This is a genomic window from Clostridium sp. BL-8, assembly GCF_002006495.1.
Taxonomy (GTDB): domain Bacteria; phylum Bacillota; class Clostridia; order Clostridiales; family Clostridiaceae; genus Clostridium.
Window position 1 is genome coordinate 48,245 of sequence record NZ_LZZL01000002.1, and the last position, 19,691, is coordinate 67,935.

Annotated in this window: 18 protein-coding genes; 13 read left to right on the forward strand and 5 right to left on the reverse strand. The window is 30.7% G+C overall.

Going from position 1 to position 19,691, the window contains the following annotated elements:
- Window positions 1-72 precede the first annotated feature (72 nt).
- The 3 genes from CLOBL_RS00565 to CLOBL_RS00575 all read right to left on the reverse strand — a co-directional run bounded on the left by CLOBL_RS00565 (window position 73) and on the right by CLOBL_RS00575 (window position 3,762).
- Window positions 73-1,041, reverse strand: coding sequence for a glycosyltransferase family 2 protein (locus tag CLOBL_RS00565; protein WP_077857208.1), 969 nt, complete (start codon window positions 1,039-1,041; stop codon window positions 73-75).
- A gap of 71 nt (window positions 1,042-1,112) precedes the next feature.
- The gene (locus tag CLOBL_RS00570; protein ID WP_077857209.1) at window positions 1,113-3,257 is read right to left on the reverse strand and encodes a glycosyltransferase family 39 protein; all 2,145 of its coding nucleotides are present in this window, start codon (window positions 3,255-3,257) and stop codon (window positions 1,113-1,115) included.
- Window positions 3,258-3,300: 43 nt separating this feature from the next.
- Window positions 3,301-3,762, reverse strand: coding sequence for a GtrA family protein (locus CLOBL_RS00575; RefSeq protein ID WP_077857210.1), 462 nt, complete (start codon window positions 3,760-3,762; stop codon window positions 3,301-3,303).
- Window positions 3,763-4,054: 292 nt separating this feature from the next.
- Here CLOBL_RS00575 and CLOBL_RS00580 point away from each other — a divergent pair, with 292 nt between their 5' ends.
- Window positions 4,055-4,816: a DnaJ domain-containing protein gene (locus tag CLOBL_RS00580; RefSeq protein ID WP_077857211.1), complete on the forward strand. Its 762-nt coding sequence runs from the start codon at window positions 4,055-4,057 to the stop codon at window positions 4,814-4,816.
- 79 nt (window positions 4,817-4,895) lie between these two features.
- Here the strand turns inward: CLOBL_RS00580 and CLOBL_RS00585 are convergent, their stop codons facing one another.
- Window positions 4,896-5,582, reverse strand: coding sequence for a YjjG family noncanonical pyrimidine nucleotidase (locus CLOBL_RS00585; protein ID WP_077857212.1), 687 nt, complete (start codon window positions 5,580-5,582; stop codon window positions 4,896-4,898).
- Between the two features lie 276 nt (window positions 5,583-5,858).
- On the opposite strand from CLOBL_RS00585, the gene CLOBL_RS00590 reads away from it, so the two are divergent.
- Both CLOBL_RS00590 and CLOBL_RS00595 read left to right on the forward strand, forming a co-directional pair.
- Window positions 5,859-6,548, forward strand: a complete 690-nt coding sequence (locus CLOBL_RS00590; protein ID WP_077857213.1) for a helix-turn-helix domain-containing protein — start codon at window positions 5,859-5,861, stop codon at window positions 6,546-6,548.
- Between the two features lie 230 nt (window positions 6,549-6,778).
- Window positions 6,779-7,534: a class I SAM-dependent methyltransferase gene (locus CLOBL_RS00595; RefSeq protein WP_077857214.1), complete on the forward strand. Its 756-nt coding sequence runs from the start codon at window positions 6,779-6,781 to the stop codon at window positions 7,532-7,534.
- A gap of 80 nt (window positions 7,535-7,614) precedes the next feature.
- On the opposite strand, the gene CLOBL_RS00600 is transcribed toward CLOBL_RS00595, so the two are convergent.
- Window positions 7,615-8,847 (reverse strand): MFS transporter, encoded by a 1,233-nt coding sequence (locus tag CLOBL_RS00600; protein ID WP_077857215.1) that lies wholly within the window; start codon window positions 8,845-8,847, stop codon window positions 7,615-7,617.
- Between the two features lie 256 nt (window positions 8,848-9,103).
- Between CLOBL_RS00600 and CLOBL_RS00605 the strand changes: the two genes are divergently transcribed.
- The 10 genes from CLOBL_RS00605 (at window position 9,104) to CLOBL_RS00650 (ending at window position 19,576) form a co-directional block, all read left to right on the forward strand.
- A complete protein-coding gene (locus CLOBL_RS00605) occupies window positions 9,104-10,927 on the forward strand; it encodes an LTA synthase family protein (protein ID WP_077857216.1) in 1,824 nt (607 codons plus the stop codon).
- Between the two features lie 200 nt (window positions 10,928-11,127).
- Window positions 11,128-11,589: a methylated-DNA--[protein]-cysteine S-methyltransferase gene (locus CLOBL_RS00610; protein WP_077857217.1), complete on the forward strand. Its 462-nt coding sequence runs from the start codon at window positions 11,128-11,130 to the stop codon at window positions 11,587-11,589.
- A gap of 105 nt (window positions 11,590-11,694) precedes the next feature.
- Window positions 11,695-12,435, forward strand: a complete 741-nt coding sequence (locus CLOBL_RS00615; protein ID WP_077857218.1) for a tetratricopeptide repeat protein — start codon at window positions 11,695-11,697, stop codon at window positions 12,433-12,435.
- A 488-nt stretch (window positions 12,436-12,923) separates the two neighbouring features.
- On the forward strand, window positions 12,924-14,090 hold the full coding sequence (locus CLOBL_RS00620) for an ABC transporter substrate-binding protein (RefSeq protein ID WP_077857219.1): 1,167 nt from the start codon (window positions 12,924-12,926) through the stop codon (window positions 14,088-14,090).
- Window positions 14,091-14,100: 10 nt separating this feature from the next.
- The gene (locus CLOBL_RS00625) at window positions 14,101-14,994 is read left to right on the forward strand and encodes a branched-chain amino acid ABC transporter permease (protein ID WP_077857220.1); all 894 of its coding nucleotides are present in this window, start codon (window positions 14,101-14,103) and stop codon (window positions 14,992-14,994) included.
- A 2-nt stretch (window positions 14,995-14,996) separates the two neighbouring features.
- On the forward strand, window positions 14,997-16,055 hold the full coding sequence (locus CLOBL_RS00630; protein WP_077857221.1) for a branched-chain amino acid ABC transporter permease: 1,059 nt from the start codon (window positions 14,997-14,999) through the stop codon (window positions 16,053-16,055).
- Window positions 16,055-16,825, forward strand: a complete 771-nt coding sequence (locus CLOBL_RS00635; protein ID WP_077857222.1) for an ABC transporter ATP-binding protein — start codon at window positions 16,055-16,057, stop codon at window positions 16,823-16,825. Before CLOBL_RS00630 ends, CLOBL_RS00635 begins: the two co-directional genes overlap by 1 nt.
- Window positions 16,818-17,528: an ABC transporter ATP-binding protein gene (locus CLOBL_RS00640; RefSeq protein ID WP_009170915.1), complete on the forward strand. Its 711-nt coding sequence runs from the start codon at window positions 16,818-16,820 to the stop codon at window positions 17,526-17,528. Before CLOBL_RS00635 ends, CLOBL_RS00640 begins: the two co-directional genes overlap by 8 nt.
- A 112-nt stretch (window positions 17,529-17,640) precedes the next feature.
- Window positions 17,641-18,810 carry an ABC transporter substrate-binding protein gene (locus CLOBL_RS00645; protein ID WP_077857223.1) on the forward strand — a complete coding sequence of 390 codons (1,170 nt, stop codon included), beginning with the start codon at window positions 17,641-17,643 and terminating at the stop codon, window positions 18,808-18,810.
- Between the two features lie 220 nt (window positions 18,811-19,030).
- The gene (locus tag CLOBL_RS00650) at window positions 19,031-19,576 is read left to right on the forward strand and encodes a hypothetical protein (RefSeq protein WP_077857224.1); all 546 of its coding nucleotides are present in this window, start codon (window positions 19,031-19,033) and stop codon (window positions 19,574-19,576) included.
- The last annotated feature ends 115 nt before the right edge of the window (window positions 19,577-19,691 follow it).

Genomic DNA, 19,691 nt, shown 5'->3' on the forward strand with positions numbered 1-19,691 from the left:
TATAATTTAAAGCTCATGCCTATAGTTTTTTTATTATATTATTTACAAGTATATTAGCTTATTGGTAGCAGCCTATAGTATATTTGTTTGATCCTTAGTAATTAACTTGTCGGAAATGATATATCTTGGCCTTTGCTTAGTCTCATTATATATTTTACCAATATATTCGCCTATAACTCCAAGGGATAAAAGCTGAATACCGCCAAGAAGCCAAATAGAAAGAGCTAGGGAAGTCCAGCCAGGCACAGTTTCACCGAAAAATTTAACTATAAAAGTATAACTCAAAGCTATAAAGCTAAATAAGACTATGAAAAATCCAAGAAGAGTAATTAGTCTTATAGGCTTTATGCTTAAAGAGGTAATTCCATCTAAAGCAAAAGCGAGCATTTTCTTTAATGGATATTTAGATTCTCCTGCAAATCTTTCATGGCGTTCATATTCTACTATAGAAGACTTGTATCCAATTAAAGGGACTATACCTCTGAGAAATAAATTTACTTCTTTAAACTGACTTAAACCGTCTAAAGCACGTCTACTCATAAGACGATAGTCAGCATGATTATAAACAGAATCAACGCCAAGTTTATTCATTAATTTATAAAAAGTTAAGGCTGTTGTTCTTTTAAAAAATGTATCTGTTTCTCTTGAGGACCTTACGCCATAAACAATATCGCTTCCGTCATAGTATTGTTCCACAAATTTATCTATAACATCCACATCGTCTTGAAGATCTGCATCTAGTGATATGGTCATATCTGCAAATTCTTTAGCGGTCATAAGTCCAGCAAGTAATGCATTTTGATGTCCTCTATTTCTAGAAAGATTAACACCAGAAAATATATTATTTTGATTATGGAGCTCTTCTATTATATTCCAAGTTTTATCTTTTGAACCATCATTAACGAAAAGGATTTTACTATCTTTAGAGATAACTTCATTCTTCATCAAAGTAGTAACTTTTTTTATTAATCTTTTAGCTGTTTCATGTAAAACCTCTTCTTCGTTATAACAGGGAATTACTAGGTATAATGTATCGTTCATAAAATTGCCTCCAATTGAAAATACAATATTTTCGTGTTTTTTGTGTATTTAAATGTTTCTATTAAATTAAGTTAATTGATAGATGAAGTTTCAAATTGTCCGCTTAAATCATATAGTTTAGTTGATCCAGCTTCACCGCCAAAACCTCCGAATTTTTGATTATTGTTTTGTATATCTGAAGTAGTTGAATCTTTCCACTCACTATCTGGAACAAGCTTTCCATTTTCAGCAATCCAGTTTGTAATTTGGCTATTTGAATTAGAACCTCCAAAGCCCCCTCCCATACGATTTCCATCATTAATTAGTGCATATCTTATAGAACCGTCAGCAACTAATTGCCTAAATTCTTCTAGGGAGATTATTTGATCTGATCCGCTAAATCCACCAATAGTCATAACAGGTTCACCGGTCTTAAGTATTAAATCAGAAGCATAAGTCATTGCAGAAGGGACTGCAACAAGGTATTTTTCATTTTGTTTGTTGTTTTCTAAAAATTGTATTAGCTTTGTATTGCTGCTGTTACCGAAATTCCTATTTTGGTGCCCTGATGCAAGTTCCAAGCCCGCAGCAGGACTACTTCCATTCATTGGATAAAATAGAGTAGTAGAAGACCAAACAAAAGGTGCAGTTAAGATGCCGATAAAAGCAATACTAGTCAGTACTATATTTAATTTTTTTCCAAATGTTTTTTCAGGCTGAATAGAAATTTTTCTTCTTATGATAGCATTTATAATCAATGCTATAGATGCCCCTATGCATAAAATTCCTGTTGTTATAAGTGTAATTTTATAGCCATTTGAAGTTTTATAATTAGGAGATAGAATAAGTATTTCTATAAGCCCATTTACAACAAATACTGCTGGTAAAATCAATTTTTTTAAGCCTGCTTCATTATAAAGTTTCCACATGGCTGAAAGTCCAATTCCGGTTAAAGCTGCAATGGATGGAGCCATTGTTGTTAAGTAATACGTATGAGTTACATTTTTTGAAAAACTGAAGTATATAAATTCAGGCAATAACCATGTAAACCATAATAGTAATGATAGCTTTCTTTTATTATCAAAGCGGAATAATCTAACCTTTTCTTCTAGTGCTACAATTATGGCCCCGATTATGGCAAATGGTAAAAGCCAAGATATTTGATCTGATAAATTGTTATAAGTAAATAACCTTGTAATACCAGTTTTTGAATTGTTTCCCATACCGCCTCTACCTGCTGGCATTTGATCGGGCGATGTACCAGAATAATCTTGTGATGAACCATCATGACTTTGTGGTGCACGATTTTGATTTAGTGATCCATAATCTTGATTTTGTAATGCTAGCTCCTTATTACCTGAAGCATGGTCTTGATCTTGTTTGGTATTGTCCTGATTTTTTGATTTTTGTGATTGATCATCAGTACCTTTATGAGCATTTCTTCCACCTAGACCTATTCTTTCTAAACCGTTATGACCTATAATTAGCTCCATAACAGAATTGTCGGTGCTACTGCCAATAAAAGGTCTATCACTTGCTGGTACTAAATCTACAATTAAAGCCCATGAAAGAGATACTACAAGAAGAATTATTCCACCAGCAAAAAGATGTTTAATTTTAGTTTTATAAGGTATTGTGGTTGAAAGAAAATATGTTATAAAGATTGCGGGAGCCAACATATAAGCCTCAACCATTTTTATATTAAAGCCAATACCTACTAGTACCAAGCTTAATATAAGATATTTAAATTTACCTTCTTCAGCGCCTCGAGAAATAGCGACGCATGCAAGTAATAGACATAAAACAAGTAGATTATCAATTGTATTATTTCTACCTGCTGCTACAAAAATAGGAGTAGTTGCAAGGCACAATGCTGCAACTAATGCAGCTAAAGTTCCAAAAGATCTCTTTACAAGATAATAAATTATCCATACAGAAATTACTCCAGCAAGTGCTTGTGGAAGGATAACGCTCCATCCGCTAAAGCCAAATATTTTTGCAGATATAGTCTGAAGCCAAAAACCTACTGGTGGTTTATCGATAGTTACAAAACCAGAAGGGTCAGAAGATACAAAAAAGAAATTTTTAAGGCTCATCATCATACTCTTTACACCTGCAGAGTAATAAGTATTAGCATTTCCTTCTATACCTAAATTTGCAAAGTTTAATATTATAGATAACAATAAAATTATTCCTATCCCAAAGTTTTCCGTTTTATGTTTCAATTTTTCTGTCACAATAATTTCCTCCTAAATTAAAGATATACAGTTTTTATAATGATCAGGTTAAATTGTTAGTACAGGCTTTTAAATTTTTAGATTTCCCAAAGACCCAAAATCTATAACCTAAAAAATTAACTACTTGAGCTAGTATCATTGCAGCAATTTTTGATATAAAAGGATTTATAGAATTATCTTTCATTAATATACTTAAGCCAACTAAACTTACACCTAGTGAAGCTGAATTAACAACAATAAACTGAATAATTTCCTTTGTCGTCTTCTTATTTGTTTTTGCATCATTGAATGTCCAAAACTTGTTACAGAGATAACTGTTTAAGGTACCACTGGAATAAGAGACTACCTGACTTATAACATAGTTAATACCAAAAAAACTATTTAGCAAGGAAAATACTCCAAAGTCAAACATAGTGTTTAAGCATCCAACACAACAAAACCGTATAAAATTTTTATAGTTTGTATTATGAATAAAGGTGTTGTAAATGTTTTTTACAATAGTCATGTGATTCGCTCCTTAACTTGACGTACTTTATTATCAATTTTAAGAATATTGTATTTATGTACTTATAATAAGTTTTAATTTTGTCAGCCAAGTGACGAAAATGTTACAGTTTAGTTACAAAATTTAAATATAACGGTTACATTGTTTTATTCCTTGTAAAAGTAAATTTGTAATAGTATAATTTGAAAGCAATACTGTAAATTAATTTTATTTTCGGTATAATATTTTAATAAGTAAAATGGTAACAATTAAGATAAGACTATTACTTAATTTAATTAGATGGAGTGAAGACATGACAGATTATTATGAATTATTAGGTGTAGATAAAAATGCATCAAAAGAAGAAATAAAAGAAGCTTATGAAAAACAGGTAAAGAACATAAAAGAAGAAGTAGTCAATGAAAAACGGCTTAAGCAATTTTTAAAGACATTTGATGAGGCATATGAAGCTTTAAATAGCATGGAAAAAAATATATTAAAGGATGAAAATGCAACATTAATTATAAATCCACAGGAAGTGCAAAAAGAATTAGAGGATAATAATAAAAGTCCCAATTATTTAAATGTAAATGATTATAAGAGGAAAGATAGAAGAGCTGGTGGAAGAAATGAGACTTTTACCAAAGATGGGGTTTTAAAAAAAGAAGATAAGAAAAATAAATTAAATGGTGAGAAAGAAAAAAAGGGCAGAAGTCAAAAAATAGCTGAAAAAAAATCTAAAAATAATAATAAATCAGTATTAAATTTGCTTATGCTGCCCTTTAAAATACTAGCTTTACCAGTAATAGCAGTATTATCAGTAATAATATTATTACTCCAGATTATAAATATAATTTCATGGATAGCAACTAAAATATTAATCGTTGGGTCTATATCTGCAGGAGCAATACACTTATATCAGGTTAAGCTAGGACAACCTATAAATTATAATATATTGATTTTAGCTGGTTTAGTGTTACTTACATCATTCTTTTTACCATATATCTTAAAATTTGTATTGAAAATTTTACAAAAAATAAATGATACATTAAAAGGTTTTGTTCGTGGAAAGTAGGTCTGAAGCTGGAAAATAAGAATCAAAAGCGACGTATTAACATAAATTAAAAAAATACTATAGTTAATGCCATATAAATTTAATTAAGTATATTTTTAAGATCCAGCAGATTAAATATTTCATAGGTTGGTATGAAGTTAGTTTTATTTACAAGTTTTTTTTGATTATACCAACATGTATCAATATTAAAATTAATTCCGCCTTGTATATCAGAAGTTAAGCTGTCTCCAATCATAAGGAGTTTACTTTTATCTGTGTAATTTATACCTTTTACTGCTAGTTCAAATATTTTGGGGTCGGGTTTTGATACACCTACCTCTTCAGAGATGATTATATTTTTAAAAAACTTTGCTATGGAAGATTTACCTATTCGATTGTCTTGTACATATTTAAGACCATTAGTAACCATGATTAACTTGTAATCTTTGCTGAGACTTTCTACTAAGGATATACTGTCTTCATATAGAAATGACGCTTTAGCTAAATGCTCTCCATAGAATTTTGAAAATAGAACCTCATCAAATTTTATATTTAATTTGTCAGAAAATCTTTTAAATCTTTCAATTTTTAATTTCTCTTGGGTAATAAGACCTTCTTCAAGTTCTTTCCATATAGCTGTGTTTACTTCATTATAAATTTTCAGATGATAATTTTCATCATAATCTATATTAAAGTCAAGAATTGCATTCTTTAGAGCTTGTCTTTCAGATTTCTTAAAATCAAATAATGTTTCATCTGCATCAAATAGTATAATTTCGTATTTCATAAACGGCCTCCTAAGTTTTAGGCACAATCAAAAAAATAACAAGCCCATCTGCCAGACTATTTTCCATAATCCTTCGTCGGCAAAATTCCATGATAGGCCTGCTATGAAGGGATTTCGCCTCCTTGCCTAATGAAAAATATTCATGTCAGCTTTGGACCTGTTATTTATTTTCATGTGCCTTAGTTAATGTATAATCTGCTTTACTTTGCTTAATATATAAGTTACCATAGTTATGCAAGTTTATATAGGACAAATGTCGTATTTTAAGGAGGATTTATGAAAAAAATATTAGATAAAGATCTCTTATATAAATATTATATTAAGTATGAAATAGAAAGAATTTTTGATAAAAATATAGTTAATTATGTACAGCTTAATTTTTATGAAAAGGGAGAGCTTATATTAGAAGCAGAAACAGAACTGAAATATTATTATATGCTTGTAGATGGAAAAGTGAAAATATCATACCTTTTTGAAAACGGAAAATCAATGTTTTTAAAGTTTTATAAAGATTTCGTTGATATAGGAGATTTAGAATTTTTAAAAAATAAGCCTATAAAATGCAATGTTGAGGCTATAGAAAATACATATTTAATTGCAATACCAACAGCTATTCTTAGAAAACATTATATGAATAACACTAATTTTCTCCATCATTTAGTAGATTCCTTAAGTGAAAAGCTTGAAGGGACAATAAATAACAGTTCCTATAATTATGTATATCCTCTTATTAATAGATTGGCTAGCTATTTACTTGAGCACATAACAAATAAAAATTGTATAATTTTAGATTCATCCTATAAAGAAATTTCTCAATTTCTAGGTACAACTTATAGACATTTAAGCAGAACCTTTAAAGAATTAGAGGCAGCAGCAATAATAAAATGTGAAAATAGGAAGATATACATATTAAAGAGAGAAGAACTTAAGGATTTATCAAAAAATTCTTACATAAAATCTCTATAGTATATAATAAAATTTAGCTTTTTTTATTTATAAGAGCTATGATTAAATTTTATAGATAAGAAGCTTAATATAACTTCAGATTATATAAAGCATAAATAATATGTATTTTAATTAAAACAAGTATTTTGTTATATTGTTTTTAAAGCTTAGGCATGCAAAAATAAAATGGTTAATTGACTAATGGTTGTTTTTTTAAATGCTTTAATATGCTTTCAAATGGAGGAATGTTTATGAATATTAAATGGAATGCTCATGGTTATACAAAAGATTTTCAATTTGTACACCAATATGGAGAAGATGTACTCAATTTACTTGAGATTAAGAGTGGTATGAATATACTTGATCTCGGGTGCGGTAATGGTGCATTAACAAAAAAAATAGCTGATATGGGGGCTAATGTGATAGGTATCGATGCATCAGGAGAGATGTTAAAAGTAGCTAAAAGCAATTATCCTAATTTAACTTTTATACAAGATGATGCTGTGAAGTTTAGTTTAAAAGAACCAATGGATGCTATATTCTCTAATGCGGTTTTTCATTGGATTGATAATCAGGAGGATTTACTCCAAAATATTTCAAATGCATTAAAAATTAATGGATATTTAGTATGCGAATTCGGTGGAGCTGGTTGCACGGAAACAATTCATGGGGCTATTCAAAAAGCCTTTGAAAAGAGAGGATTAAATTATAAACGTACTTTCTATTTTCCAACAATTGGTCAATATGCACCTATTGTTGAAAGACATGGATTAAAAGTATTGTATGCAGTTTTATTTGATCGAAAGACAAGATTAAATGGTGAAGATGGGATGAAAGAATGGATAAAAATGTTTGCTAAATTGCCTTTTGAAGGTTTAGATGAAGCGCTGGTAGATGAAATTATTGATGAAGTAATACAAAAACTAAAGCCAATTCTGTATGAAGATGGAGTCTGGTATGCAGACTATGTACGCATCAGATTAAAAGCCCAAAAGGTAGATAAATAAACCATAAAGAAAAAGTTGTTGTCTTATGTAAAATGAATATATGTTTCGGAGAAGAAATTTAAAAGGATTAGAATTTGAAGCTAGCTTTTGCTAGCTTCAAATTTATCTACATGTAAAATTGAAGGGAATAATTTCATCCAAAGTAATACAACTACTATGGTTCCTATTCCACCAACAAGTGCGGCAGGCACAGTTCCAAGTAAAGATGCAGTAGTACCTGATTCAAATTCTCCAAGTTGATTTGAAGTACCTATAAATATCATATTTACAGAGCTGACTCTTCCTCTCATGTAATCAGGAGTTTCAAGCTGCACAAGAGTTGAACGAATAACTACACTTACAACGTCAGAAGCACCTAGCACAAAAAGTGCAAAGAAAGATAGAATAACAGATTTTGATACTGCAAAAACAATAGTGGATAAACCGAAAAAGATTACTGCTGTAAACATAGTTCTTCCAACCTTATGTTTTAATGGATTTCTTGCAAGGTAAGCAGACATTAATAATGCCCCAATGGCAGGTGCTGACCTTAATATTCCAAGACCAAAGGAACCTATCATTAAAATACTGCTGGCGTAAATTGGAAGCAGCGCTGTAGCTCCTCCGAATAATACAGCAAACAAATCTAAGGAAATAGCCCCAAGTATAATTGGTTTACTTTTAATAAAAGTTATTCCAGCAAAAAGTGATTTTATGTTTGCTACCTCATGCTTTGATTCTTCCATTCTCATTGAGATTTGAGATACAAGTATGCTGGATATAAGGTATAAAGCAGCAGCAAGGCCATAGACTAAAGTTGCTCCAAAAGAATAAAGTATACCTCCAAAAGCAGGACCAACTATAACTGCAAACTCTGAAACAGAGGACATTAAAGCAGAAGCTCTTGGGAAGATATCCTTCGTAACAATATTAGGGAGTAAAGCCTGCATTGGAGGGCCTTCGAAAGAATGGGCAACGGCAATAAAGAATATGATTATAAGAAATCTTTCCTTAGTAATCCATCCACTGAAGTTTCCTAGCGCTAAAATTAATATAAAAGCACTTTGAGCCATCTGACTAAAAGAGATTATTTTTCTACGATCATATTTATCAGATATGTGCCCAACAAAAAGTGATAAAAAGAGCATTGGCAAAAATTGAACTAGTCCTACAAGACCTAGATAAAAAGCAGATTGTGTTAGAGAATACATGTGCCATCCTATGGCAACTGTTAACATCTGATATGAAAAGTTAGTAGATACACGTGCTAACATAAGTCTTCGAAGTGAGCTATTCTTTAGTAAATTAGAGTTGTTGTCTTTAGCTGAAACCATTAAATTGACCATCCTTTAAATTAAATTCATTATCTTAATAGTATATACCCGTATAATATGTGATATCAAGGACAAAAATTCAATTATTATCTGTATATAAAAATGTTGGAAGAATTAATAATATGATTTTACGAGAAAACTTAGGAATTATGGCTAATTATTGTAATAAAAAATTAATAAAAATACTATTGGTAAAAAAATGAGATTGGGTTACAATAATATAAGTAAAAAATAGAGAATTAATGGAGAAAAAGAAATGAAAGAAAAACTAAAACAATTAATACATATTAACTGGTTATTTGCATTCATGGTAGTTGTAATTCAACTTAAATCTATGATACTTTTATCAATGCTTAGAACACCAGATTCATCAAGTATTGATATAGGAGGAATTTATTTTGGACCTCCTGTACTATGGGCACATATAGCTATTATAACATTAATTTGCAGTCCAATACTTTTCTTTAAAGAAAAAGGCAGACTAAGAGCTGCGCTTGTAATCGATGCTATAGTTACAATTATTTTTATTGCAGATATATGGTACTATCGTGCTAATGGTACCTTTTTGTCTATCAGACATTTTACACATCCTGAAATATTTAATCCAACAGGAAAGAGTTTATTTAATATTAGATTAGTAGATATATCGTTTATTATTGATTTTATTATACTTTTTGTTATTAATAAATCTATTAAAAGTGTAAAAGAAGACAGAAGCAGATTATCTTTAAGATCTTTGAAGGCTGTAACTGTATTTTTATTAAGTGCCTTTATTATTGGAATAGCACATTATTGTGCAGATATTAAAGATACACTTCAAGGAAGAAGATTCTTAAGCCAATCTTGGGCTCCGTTTCAAACCTTTAGTGATATGAGTCCCTTAGGATATCATGGCTTCGATATAAACTTTTTTAAAGATAAAAATAAAGCACTAACTGATGATGATAAAAAAGATATACAAAATTGGTTCAATGATAATAAGGAAGACATTCCTGATAATGAATATAAAGGAATGCTAAAAGGTAAAAATGTAATAGCGTTACAAGTAGAATCATTAGAAAATTTTGTTATTAACCAAAAAGTATATGGACAGGAAATTACACCTAATTTAAATAAATTATTATCAAACAGCTTATATTTCAATAATATATATGAACAAAATAATAACGGGACAAGTTCCGATTGTGACTTGCTGGTTAATGCGTCTGTATTACCGATAAGAGAAGGTGCAACAGTATTTTCATATCCTTGGACTAAGTATGATTCTCTTCAAAATATATTAGAAGGCAAAGGATATACTACAATGTCTACTCATGCAGAGTTACCTGGAAATTGGAACTGGACAGAAATGCATAAATCTTATGGGGCTGAGCAAATACTAGATGTAAGTCAATTCAATCAAGATGAAATAATAGGGCTTGGATTATCAGATGAATCTTATTTAAAGCAGGTATCGCAAAAGCTTACAAGTGAGAAACAGCCTTTCTATGCATTTATGACAACATTGACTAGTCATGGGCCATTTGATATGCCAGAAGATAAGAAATATTTAAAATTACCAAAGGAACTTGATGATAATATGTTAGGTGCATATTTCCAATCAGTAAGGTATACTGATGAGGCTATTGGTAAGTTTATGGAAGCATTGGATCAGCAGCATTTATTGGATAATACTGTTGTTATGATTTATGGAGATCACTGTGGAGTTCATAAATTTTATGAGGACGATATACAAAATTCTCCTTTAGAAGGAGATTGGTGGAAAGATAATCATAGGCAGATTCCATTTTTAATATATTCTAAAGATTTAAAACCAGAGGTTATATCTAAGGCAGGTGGACAATCAGATTTTAAACCTACAATACTATACTTGTTAGGATCAGATAGAAGTGAGTTTGACAATAATTCGGTTGGAAGAGTACTAGTAAATACAAATAGAGATGCTACCATTTTAAATGAGGGCCAGATTATGGGGACACCAAAAGATGATAAAGAAGTTCAACACTTAAAGGATACATTCAAAATTTCTGAAGATATAATTTCTAAAAATTATTTTGGGACTATAGCTAAGCAAAAGTAAAGTTATTTATGTGCTGAATCAGAATAGCGGGAAGTCTAATGCTCAGAAGATATAGAAGAATATTATATGAATTTTTATCAGTAGAAATTACGTGATTTTCAATGCAGACAACTTTCAGTTTTTATTTTGTGAGGAAATATAGAAGTGGTATAGTAAAATAATAATATATAAATAATATTCATAGAGGAGAAGATACAATTATGAAGAATGTGTATTTATATAAAACCTCAATTGGAAATGTAGTTATTGGCGAAAATGGCTTTGGAGTTACTCAGATTTGTTTTGGTGATAGTATCCCTAAAGATGCAGAGTTTATAGAAACACCGCTGCTAAAAAAGGCCAATGAAGAACTTCAAGAATATTTTTCGGGTAAAAGAAAAGTATTTGATTTACCGCTTGTGATGGAAGGAACAGAATTTCAAAAGATGGTTTGGAAAGCATTAAGTGAAATTCCATATGGAACAACTTGTAGTTACAAAGATATAGCATTAAAAATAGGAAATGAAAAGGCATCTCGCGCTGTAGGTATGGCTAATAACAAAAATCCAATACCTATTATTGTTCCTTGTCATAGAGTTGTTGGAGCTAATGGCAAATTGGTTGGATATGCAGGCGGTCTAGATGTAAAACAAAAACTTTTAGAGATAGAAAAAGGAAAATAATATTAGAGTTATATTAAATTCAGTTTTAAATGTGATATAATAAATTGCATTATGTGAAAATTATTACACAAAGTAATATAAAAAGAAGTAAAGTGAGGATACGATATGGAATCTAATCAAAATATACAAGGAAAGATTAATAAATTTTTAGAAGAAAATAATATAAAAACAACAGGCGGAGAAATAAAAAGTGAAAAGCAATTATCATCAGTCTTGAATAAATTAGCAATGGGAGACTTAAATAAAGGAAAAGTTGAGAAAGCTTTATATTTTGCAGAAAAAGCAATAGAATTTAATCAAGAAAATTATTATGCATATTACATAAAAGGTTTAATATACAGACAATTGAATAAGACAAAGGAAGCTATTGAGGCTTTTGAAGTATACTGCAATAATACTAATGATCCATTAACACACATATATATGGGAATTTCTTATGCAGAATTAAATGATGTTGATAATGCATTAGATCATCTTAGAAAAGGTGAAAAGAATCTTTCGGAGAAAGAAAAAGAAGAACATATGAATTTGATTTGTGCAACATATGAATGCATAGGAAATATTTATTTACAAAGAGAAAATATAGTAGAGTTCACTGAAAGAGATAAGTATAGCATAAATTATAAAACTGCAGTAAGATACTACAAAATGTCACTCAAAATTAATAGAAGGAATTGCGATTTGATTAACAAATTAGCAGCCTGTTATTATCACTTAGAAGATTTAAATAAAGCATTATATTGCTATGAGCAGGCAGCTAAAATTGCTCCAGATAATAGTATGTATTTAGAAGCAATACAAGAAATGAAAGAAGCAGGCGCTAAGTCAGAATCAGCAGGATTCTAAAAAAATAAAATAAAATATTAGAAGTCTAAAGAGAGGAAACTCTGTTATAGATTCTTTGTAAAATATGAAAGCAGACTTATATAACAATAGGTAGTGCTCAGGTCATATTTTTATGGAAATTATATAACAACAAGTTACCTCTCTTTTTCTATTTCATAAATTAGCCATAATTCCTAGAATAGTGTGTAAAAATCAGTTTGTTATGTGTAAGTAAAATGAAAATTTAAGTGTATATAAAGAGCTTTTGACACTGATAGAAATACAAATGTCTTTCGTGGGTTGACAGATCCTATTATATAAGATAGTATATAGATTGTTGATAATTGTCACTTTGTTGATTAGTTATTGATTTTATAGATAAGAAATCAGCTGAAATTAAAGAATTTCTATTAAAATTATAAAAAACCATAGATATTATAAATATTGAAATTCATATATCAAATTTTAATGGTTTATTATATCTCAAATTAATATAGGGGGGCATATGTATGAAGAGAAAAATTTCATTGCTTTTGGCAGTGGCTATGATTACTACATTTACATTAGCCGGCTGCTCTAAATCAGGTACAAAAGCAAATGTAGACAGCGATGTCATTAAGATTGGCGTATTTGAGCCTATGACTGGCGCTAATGCAGCAGGAGGGCAGCTGGAAGTAGAAGGTGTTAAGCTTGCAAACAAACTTTATCCAACAGTAAATGGAAAGAAAGTTGAGTTGGTTTTCGCAGATAATAAATCTGATAAGGTTGAAGCAGCAAGTGCAGCTGCAAATCTTGTTGAGCAGGAACATGTAAATGCTATTATAGGAAGCTGGGGGAGCGGTAACTCTATGGCAGCTGGAGATATTGTACAAGATGCAAAGGTTCCAGCAGTTGCAGCATCAGCTACAAATCCACTCGTTACTGCAGGAAATGATTATTACTTTAGAGTTTGCTTTATAGATCCTTTCCAAGGTACAGTTATGGCAAAATATGCAGCTAATAAATTGCAGGCTAAAAAGGTAGCACTTCTTCAAGAAGTTTCTAGTGATTACTCAGTTGGAATTTGTAAGTTTTTCAGCGATGAGTTTATAAAACTTACAGGAGATAAAAATGCTATTGTGGCCAAGGCAAGCTATAATACAGGAGATCAAGATTTCACTGCTCAGCTTACAAACCTAAAGAGCAGCAATCCAGATGTTATATTTGCACCTGGTAACTTTACAGAAGGAGCTATGTTAATAAAACAAGCTAGGCAGCTAGGTATTACAACTCCTATCATTGGAGGAGATACTTGGGAAACACCAGAATTTATAGATATAGGACAAGATGCCGTGGAAGGAACAGTATTTTCAACCTTCTTTGCAAGTGAAACTCCTTTAACTGAAGAATCTAAGATCTTTCTTGATGCATATAGGAAAGAATACAATAAGGAGCCAGCAGCGGTTTCTGCTTTATCTTATGATGCTTATATATTAATTTTAGATGCTATAAAGAGAGCTGATTCAGCAGATCCAGTAAAAATAAGGGATGAAATTGCTAAGACTAAAGATTTTCCGGGTGCGGCTGGAATAATAACTATAGATGAAAATAATAATGCAGTAAAAGACGCAGTATTAAAAGAAGTTAAAGATGGTAAATTTACTTATCTTGATACTATAAAAGCAGAAGGGAATTAGGGGTGAAATTATGACATTAAGTATATTCATGCAATATTTAGCAAATGGAATTTCATTAGGAAGTTTATATGCCCTTATAGCTATAGGTTATACTATGGTTTATGGAATATTAAAGCTTATAAACTTTGCTCATGGAGATATATTTATGATGGCAGCTTACTTCGCATTTTTTGGAGTAGCTACATTTGGACTTCCTTGGTATTTTGCATTTATAATAGCCATAGCTATAACAGGAGTTCTTGGAGTGACTATTGAATTTGCAGCATACAGACCACTTAGAAATGCACCGAAAATATCAATTTTGATCTCAGCTATCGGAGTATCTTTCTTACTTGAAAATTTAGCAGTTGTTTTATTTGGAGGAATGCCAAAAGCATTTCCAACACCTGAAATATTTACACATGTATTTGTTATAGGTGGAGTATCCGTTCAAAATCTTACTTTTATAATTCCTATAGTAACATTAATTTTACTATTTGGATTAGTGCATTTAGTTAATAATACAAATGTTGGTATGGCAATGAGAGCAGTTTCTAAAGATGTTGAAACTGCAAAGCTCATGGGAATAAAAGTTAATAGAATAATCTCTATTACCTTTGCTATAGGATCAGCTTTAGCCGGTGTTGGAGCTATGATGTGGTCTACCAAGTATCCTCAAATCATCGGTACTATGGGAATAATTCCAGGACTTAAATGCTTTATAGCTGCTGTTATAGGTGGTATTGGAGATATTAAGGGAGCAGTTATTGGAGGATTTCTTCTTGGTATAAGTGAAATCATGTTAGTAGGTTTCCTTCCAGGTTTGACTGGATATAGAGATGCATTTGCATTTATACTTTTAATTGTAATATTACTATTTAAGCCTACAGGAATAATGGGCAAAAATTTGACAGAGAAGGTGTAAAAATGAACAATAAAAAAATATATTTAAATATAGCTCTCATTGCAATTGTATTTTTACTCTTATCTGTTGCAAATAGTGGCTTAGACTCATATAAAATCAGAATTTTAAATTTATGTGCAATATATACAGTTCTAGGACTAAGTATGAACTTAATAAATGGATTTACTGGTTTGTTTTCTTTGGGACATGCTGGATTTATAGCAGTAGGTGCATATACAACAGCATTACTTACAATGACTGAAAAAGTTAAAAACCAAAATTTCTTTATGGAACCATTAGTGTCGCCGCTTAATCATATATCAGTTCCATTTGTTGTGGCATTACTGATAGCTGGTCTTTTATCAGCACTTATAGCAGTTTTAATTGGTGCACCGGCTTTGAGACTTAAGGGAGATTATTTGGCTATTGTTACTTTAGGTTTTGCAGAAATAATAAGAATAGTTATTACTAATCTTCAAAGTTTAACTAATGGGGCTTTAGGTCTTCGTGGTATTCCGCATGCAACAAACTTGTATTGGAGTTTTGGAATAGCAATTGTAACAATTATTGCCTTAATTTCACTTATAAATAGTTCTTATGGAAGGGCCTTAAAAGCTATTAGAGAAGATGAAATTGCGGCTGAAAGTATGGGAATAAGTTTATTTAAACATAAAGCAATAGGTTTTGCTATTGGTGCTTTCTTTGCTGGAGTAGGCGGAGGCTTACTTGGTAATCTAATGGGGACAATAGATCCTAACATGTTTAAATTTAGTCTTACATTTAATATACTGCTTATAATAGTTATTGGTGGTATGGGAAGTATTACAGGAACAGTTATTTCAGCTTTTGCTGTAACAATACTTGGAGAAGTTTTAAGATTCTTAGATATGGAGAAACAATTTGATCTTGGAATTTTAAAATTCACTGGAATACCAGGCTTAAGAATGGTTGTATTTTCAATTCTGCTTATGATTATTGTGCTGTTCTTTAGACAAGGAATTATGGGGACAAAGGAATTTTCATGGAAAGCAATATTTAAATATACTAGTAAAAAACCTCTAGAAAAAGGAGGGGAGAAGTAATGGCATTACTAAACGTGGAAAATGCAACAATGCAATTTGGAGGGCTTACAGCAGTAAAAGACTTTAAGCTTCAAATTAATGAAGGAGAAATAATTTCTTTAATTGGTCCTAATGGAGCAGGAAAGACTACAGCATTTAATATGATAACAAATGTTTATACACCAACTAAAGGTAAAGTTATTTTTAATGATGTAGATGTTACAGGGATGAGACAAGATAAAATAACTCAATCTGGTATAGCAAGAACTTTTCAAAATATAAGATTATTTAAAGATTTAAGTGTACTTGATAATGTTCTCATTGCAAATCATGTTCATATTAAATCTAACTTTATTGAAGCTATGTTAAAGCTTCCTAGATATAGAAATGAAGAAAAGGAAATGGTTAAAAAATCCCTTGAACTTTTAAAAGAAGTAGGTCTTGAAGATTTAAAAGATGAAAAAGCAAGCTCACTTCCATATGGTAAGCAAAGAAAGCTTGAAATAGCAAGAGCACTTGCAACTAATCCTAAACTTCTTCTTCTTGATGAGCCTGCAGCTGGAATGAATCCAACTGAAACAGAAGAGCTTACGGCTTTTGTTAAGGAAATTAAAGAAAAGTTTAACCTATCTATTTTTATGATAGAGCATCATATGAATATGGTTATGAGTTTATCTGATAGAATACAGGTTTTTGAATATGGAATAACTATAGCTGAAGGTACGCCTTCTGAGATACAAAATGACAAGAGAGTTATAGATGCATATTTGGGGGTATCTGAAGATGATTAAAATTAATGATTTAGTAGTAGCTTATGGTGGAATAGAAGCTTTAAAAGGTATAAGCTTAGAAGTACCAAGTGGTAAGATAGTAACTTTAGTTGGAGCTAATGGAGCTGGGAAAAGTACTACCTTGAAATCCATAGTAGGTCTTGTTAAACCTAAAGGTGGAAGCATAGATTATGAGGGTACAGATTTGACGAAGCTTAATACTGAACTTATGGTTAAAAAAGGTATAGCTTTAGTTCCAGAGGGAAGAAGAGTATTTGCAGATCTTACCGTATTAGAAAATTTGAAAATAGGTGCTTATTCAAGGAAAGATCGAGCAGGAATAGCTGAAGATATGGAGAAAGTATACTCGCTTTTCCCGAGGTTAAAAGAAAGAACTTGGCAATTGGCAGGTACTCTTTCTGGTGGAGAACAACAGATGTTAGCTATAGGAAGAGCTCTTATGTCTAGACCAAAATTAATAATGATGGATGAACCTTCATTAGGGCTTGCTCCGATAATAGTAAAAGAATTATTTGGAATAATTAAAAGAATTAATGAAGAAGGTATGACAGTCCTTTTAATAGAGCAAAACGCTAATGCAGCTTTAAAAATAGCTGATATAGGTTATATTATGGAAACAGGAAAAATAACCTTAAGCGGATCAGGAAAAGAATTGCTATCTAATGATGAAATTAAAAAGGCATATCTTGGAGAAGCTCTGTAATACAAAAAATTATATATAATGGAAAATTACAAGTCAGATAGGACAGTAAGTTGACTTGTAATTTTTTATGTGGTGCAGATAAGAAGAATTAAATATTAGGGGGAAGATTTCTATGAAAAGAAAAATTTCATTGCTTTTATTATTAGTAATGACGACTTCTTTTACATTAGCTGGTTGTAATTCTAATTCAAACAAAAAAGTATATGTAGACAGCGATGTAATTAAAATTGGAGTATTTGAACCAATGACTGGGGCCAATGCTGCAGGTGGACAACTAGAAACAGAAGGGGCAAAACTTGCAAACAAACTTTATCCGACTGTTCTTGGAAAAAAGGTTGAGTTAGTTTTTGCAGACAATAAATCTGATAAAGTGGAAGCAGCTAGTGCAGCTGCAAATCTAATAGAGCAGGAGCATGTTAATGCTATTATAGGAAGTTATGGCAGTGGATTTTCAATGGCAGCAGGTGATGTTGTACAAGAAGCTAAGGTTCCAGCAGTAGGGGTTACTTGTACAAACCCTTTAGTAACAGCAGGAAATGATTATTACTTTAGAGTTTGTTTTATAGATCCTTTCCAAGGAACTGTCATGGCAAAATATGCTGCTAACAAATTAAATGCTAAAAAGGTGGCAATTCTTCAAGAAGTTTCGAGTGATTATTCAGTAGGTATTTGTAAATTTTTTAGTGATGAATTTAAAAAGCTTACAGGTGATAATAATGCAGTTGTAGCAAAAGCCAATTATAATACAGGAGATCAAGATTTTACAGCACAGCTTACAAATATAAAAAGCAGTAATCCAGATGTAATATTTGCTCCAGGTAATTTTACAGAAGGTGCTATGTTAATAAAGCAGGCAAGGCAGCTTGGGATTACAACTCCTATAATTGGAGCTGACACATGGGAAACACCTGAATTTTTGGATATAGGTAAGGAAGATGTTGAAGGAACAGTGTTCTCAACTTTCTTTGCAACTGAAACACCTATAACTGAGGAGTCAAAGATTTTTCTCGACGCATATAGAAAGGAATATAATAAGGAACCAGCAGCAGCTACAGCCTTAGGGTATGATGCGTATATTTTGATTTTGGATGCGATTAAAAGAGCTGACTCTGCGGATCCGGTAAAAATTAGAGATGAAATTGCAAAGACAAAAAATTTCCCGGGTGCAGCTGGAGTAATAACAATAGATGAAAATAATAATGCAGTGAAAGATGCAGTTTTAAAGGTAGTTAAAGATGGTAAATTTACATATCTTGATACTATAAAAGCTGATGAAAACTAATTTGATTTTCAAAGATAATTTTCATCATTGATAAATACTGGTGTCTTTTGAGGCAGAGAAATAAGTTTTTTAAATACATTAATTTAGAAGACTATATTCCCTAGTACATAAGAAAAAATTATATAATATACCGTTTTATGGTTATATTGATGCATTTTCCTAATATAATAATATCATGTGAAATTTTATTAATTAATATACTAGATGAGGGGGAATATATGTGTCTTTAGTTATACTTATAATAATATGTGTATGTGTAGGGATGTATATAAGAGCTAAAAAAAATAATAACAAGAATATTAATAACGTTGTGGAAGATTATTATCACAATACTTACGAAAATATTCCTAAGGATAATATCAATGTAAATAATCAGGATATAAACAATCATAACATGGCTAATCAGGTTGTTAATAATCAAAACTTATTTAATAAGGAAAATGACTCTTATTATAAGGAAGATTCACAATTTAATAATATAGAAGATAATTTTATCGATAATCCAATAGCACATGACAATAATAATGACTCTGAGCCACTTGAAAATAGCGAGGTTCAAGAAGAGTATAGTGATGATAATAACAACGCTAATGATGATTCTTATGAGAGCAATGAAGATGAAAGCAGTGACGATAATTACGTAGAGAACGGTGAAGATGGTAATTATGATGAAGAAAATGATAGTGTTGATGCCGAGAATGAAGAAGAAAAGCATGAAGAGAATAATTATGAATATAGCAGTAATGATGATTCTAACAATAATTAATATAAGAATAAATTTTCTACGTGGAAAATTTATTTCATAAGTTATTATAAAACAGAAGCTGTTAAATTAGGAAGTTAAAGATTACTAATATAGCAGCTTCTTTTCTTTTGTTTAA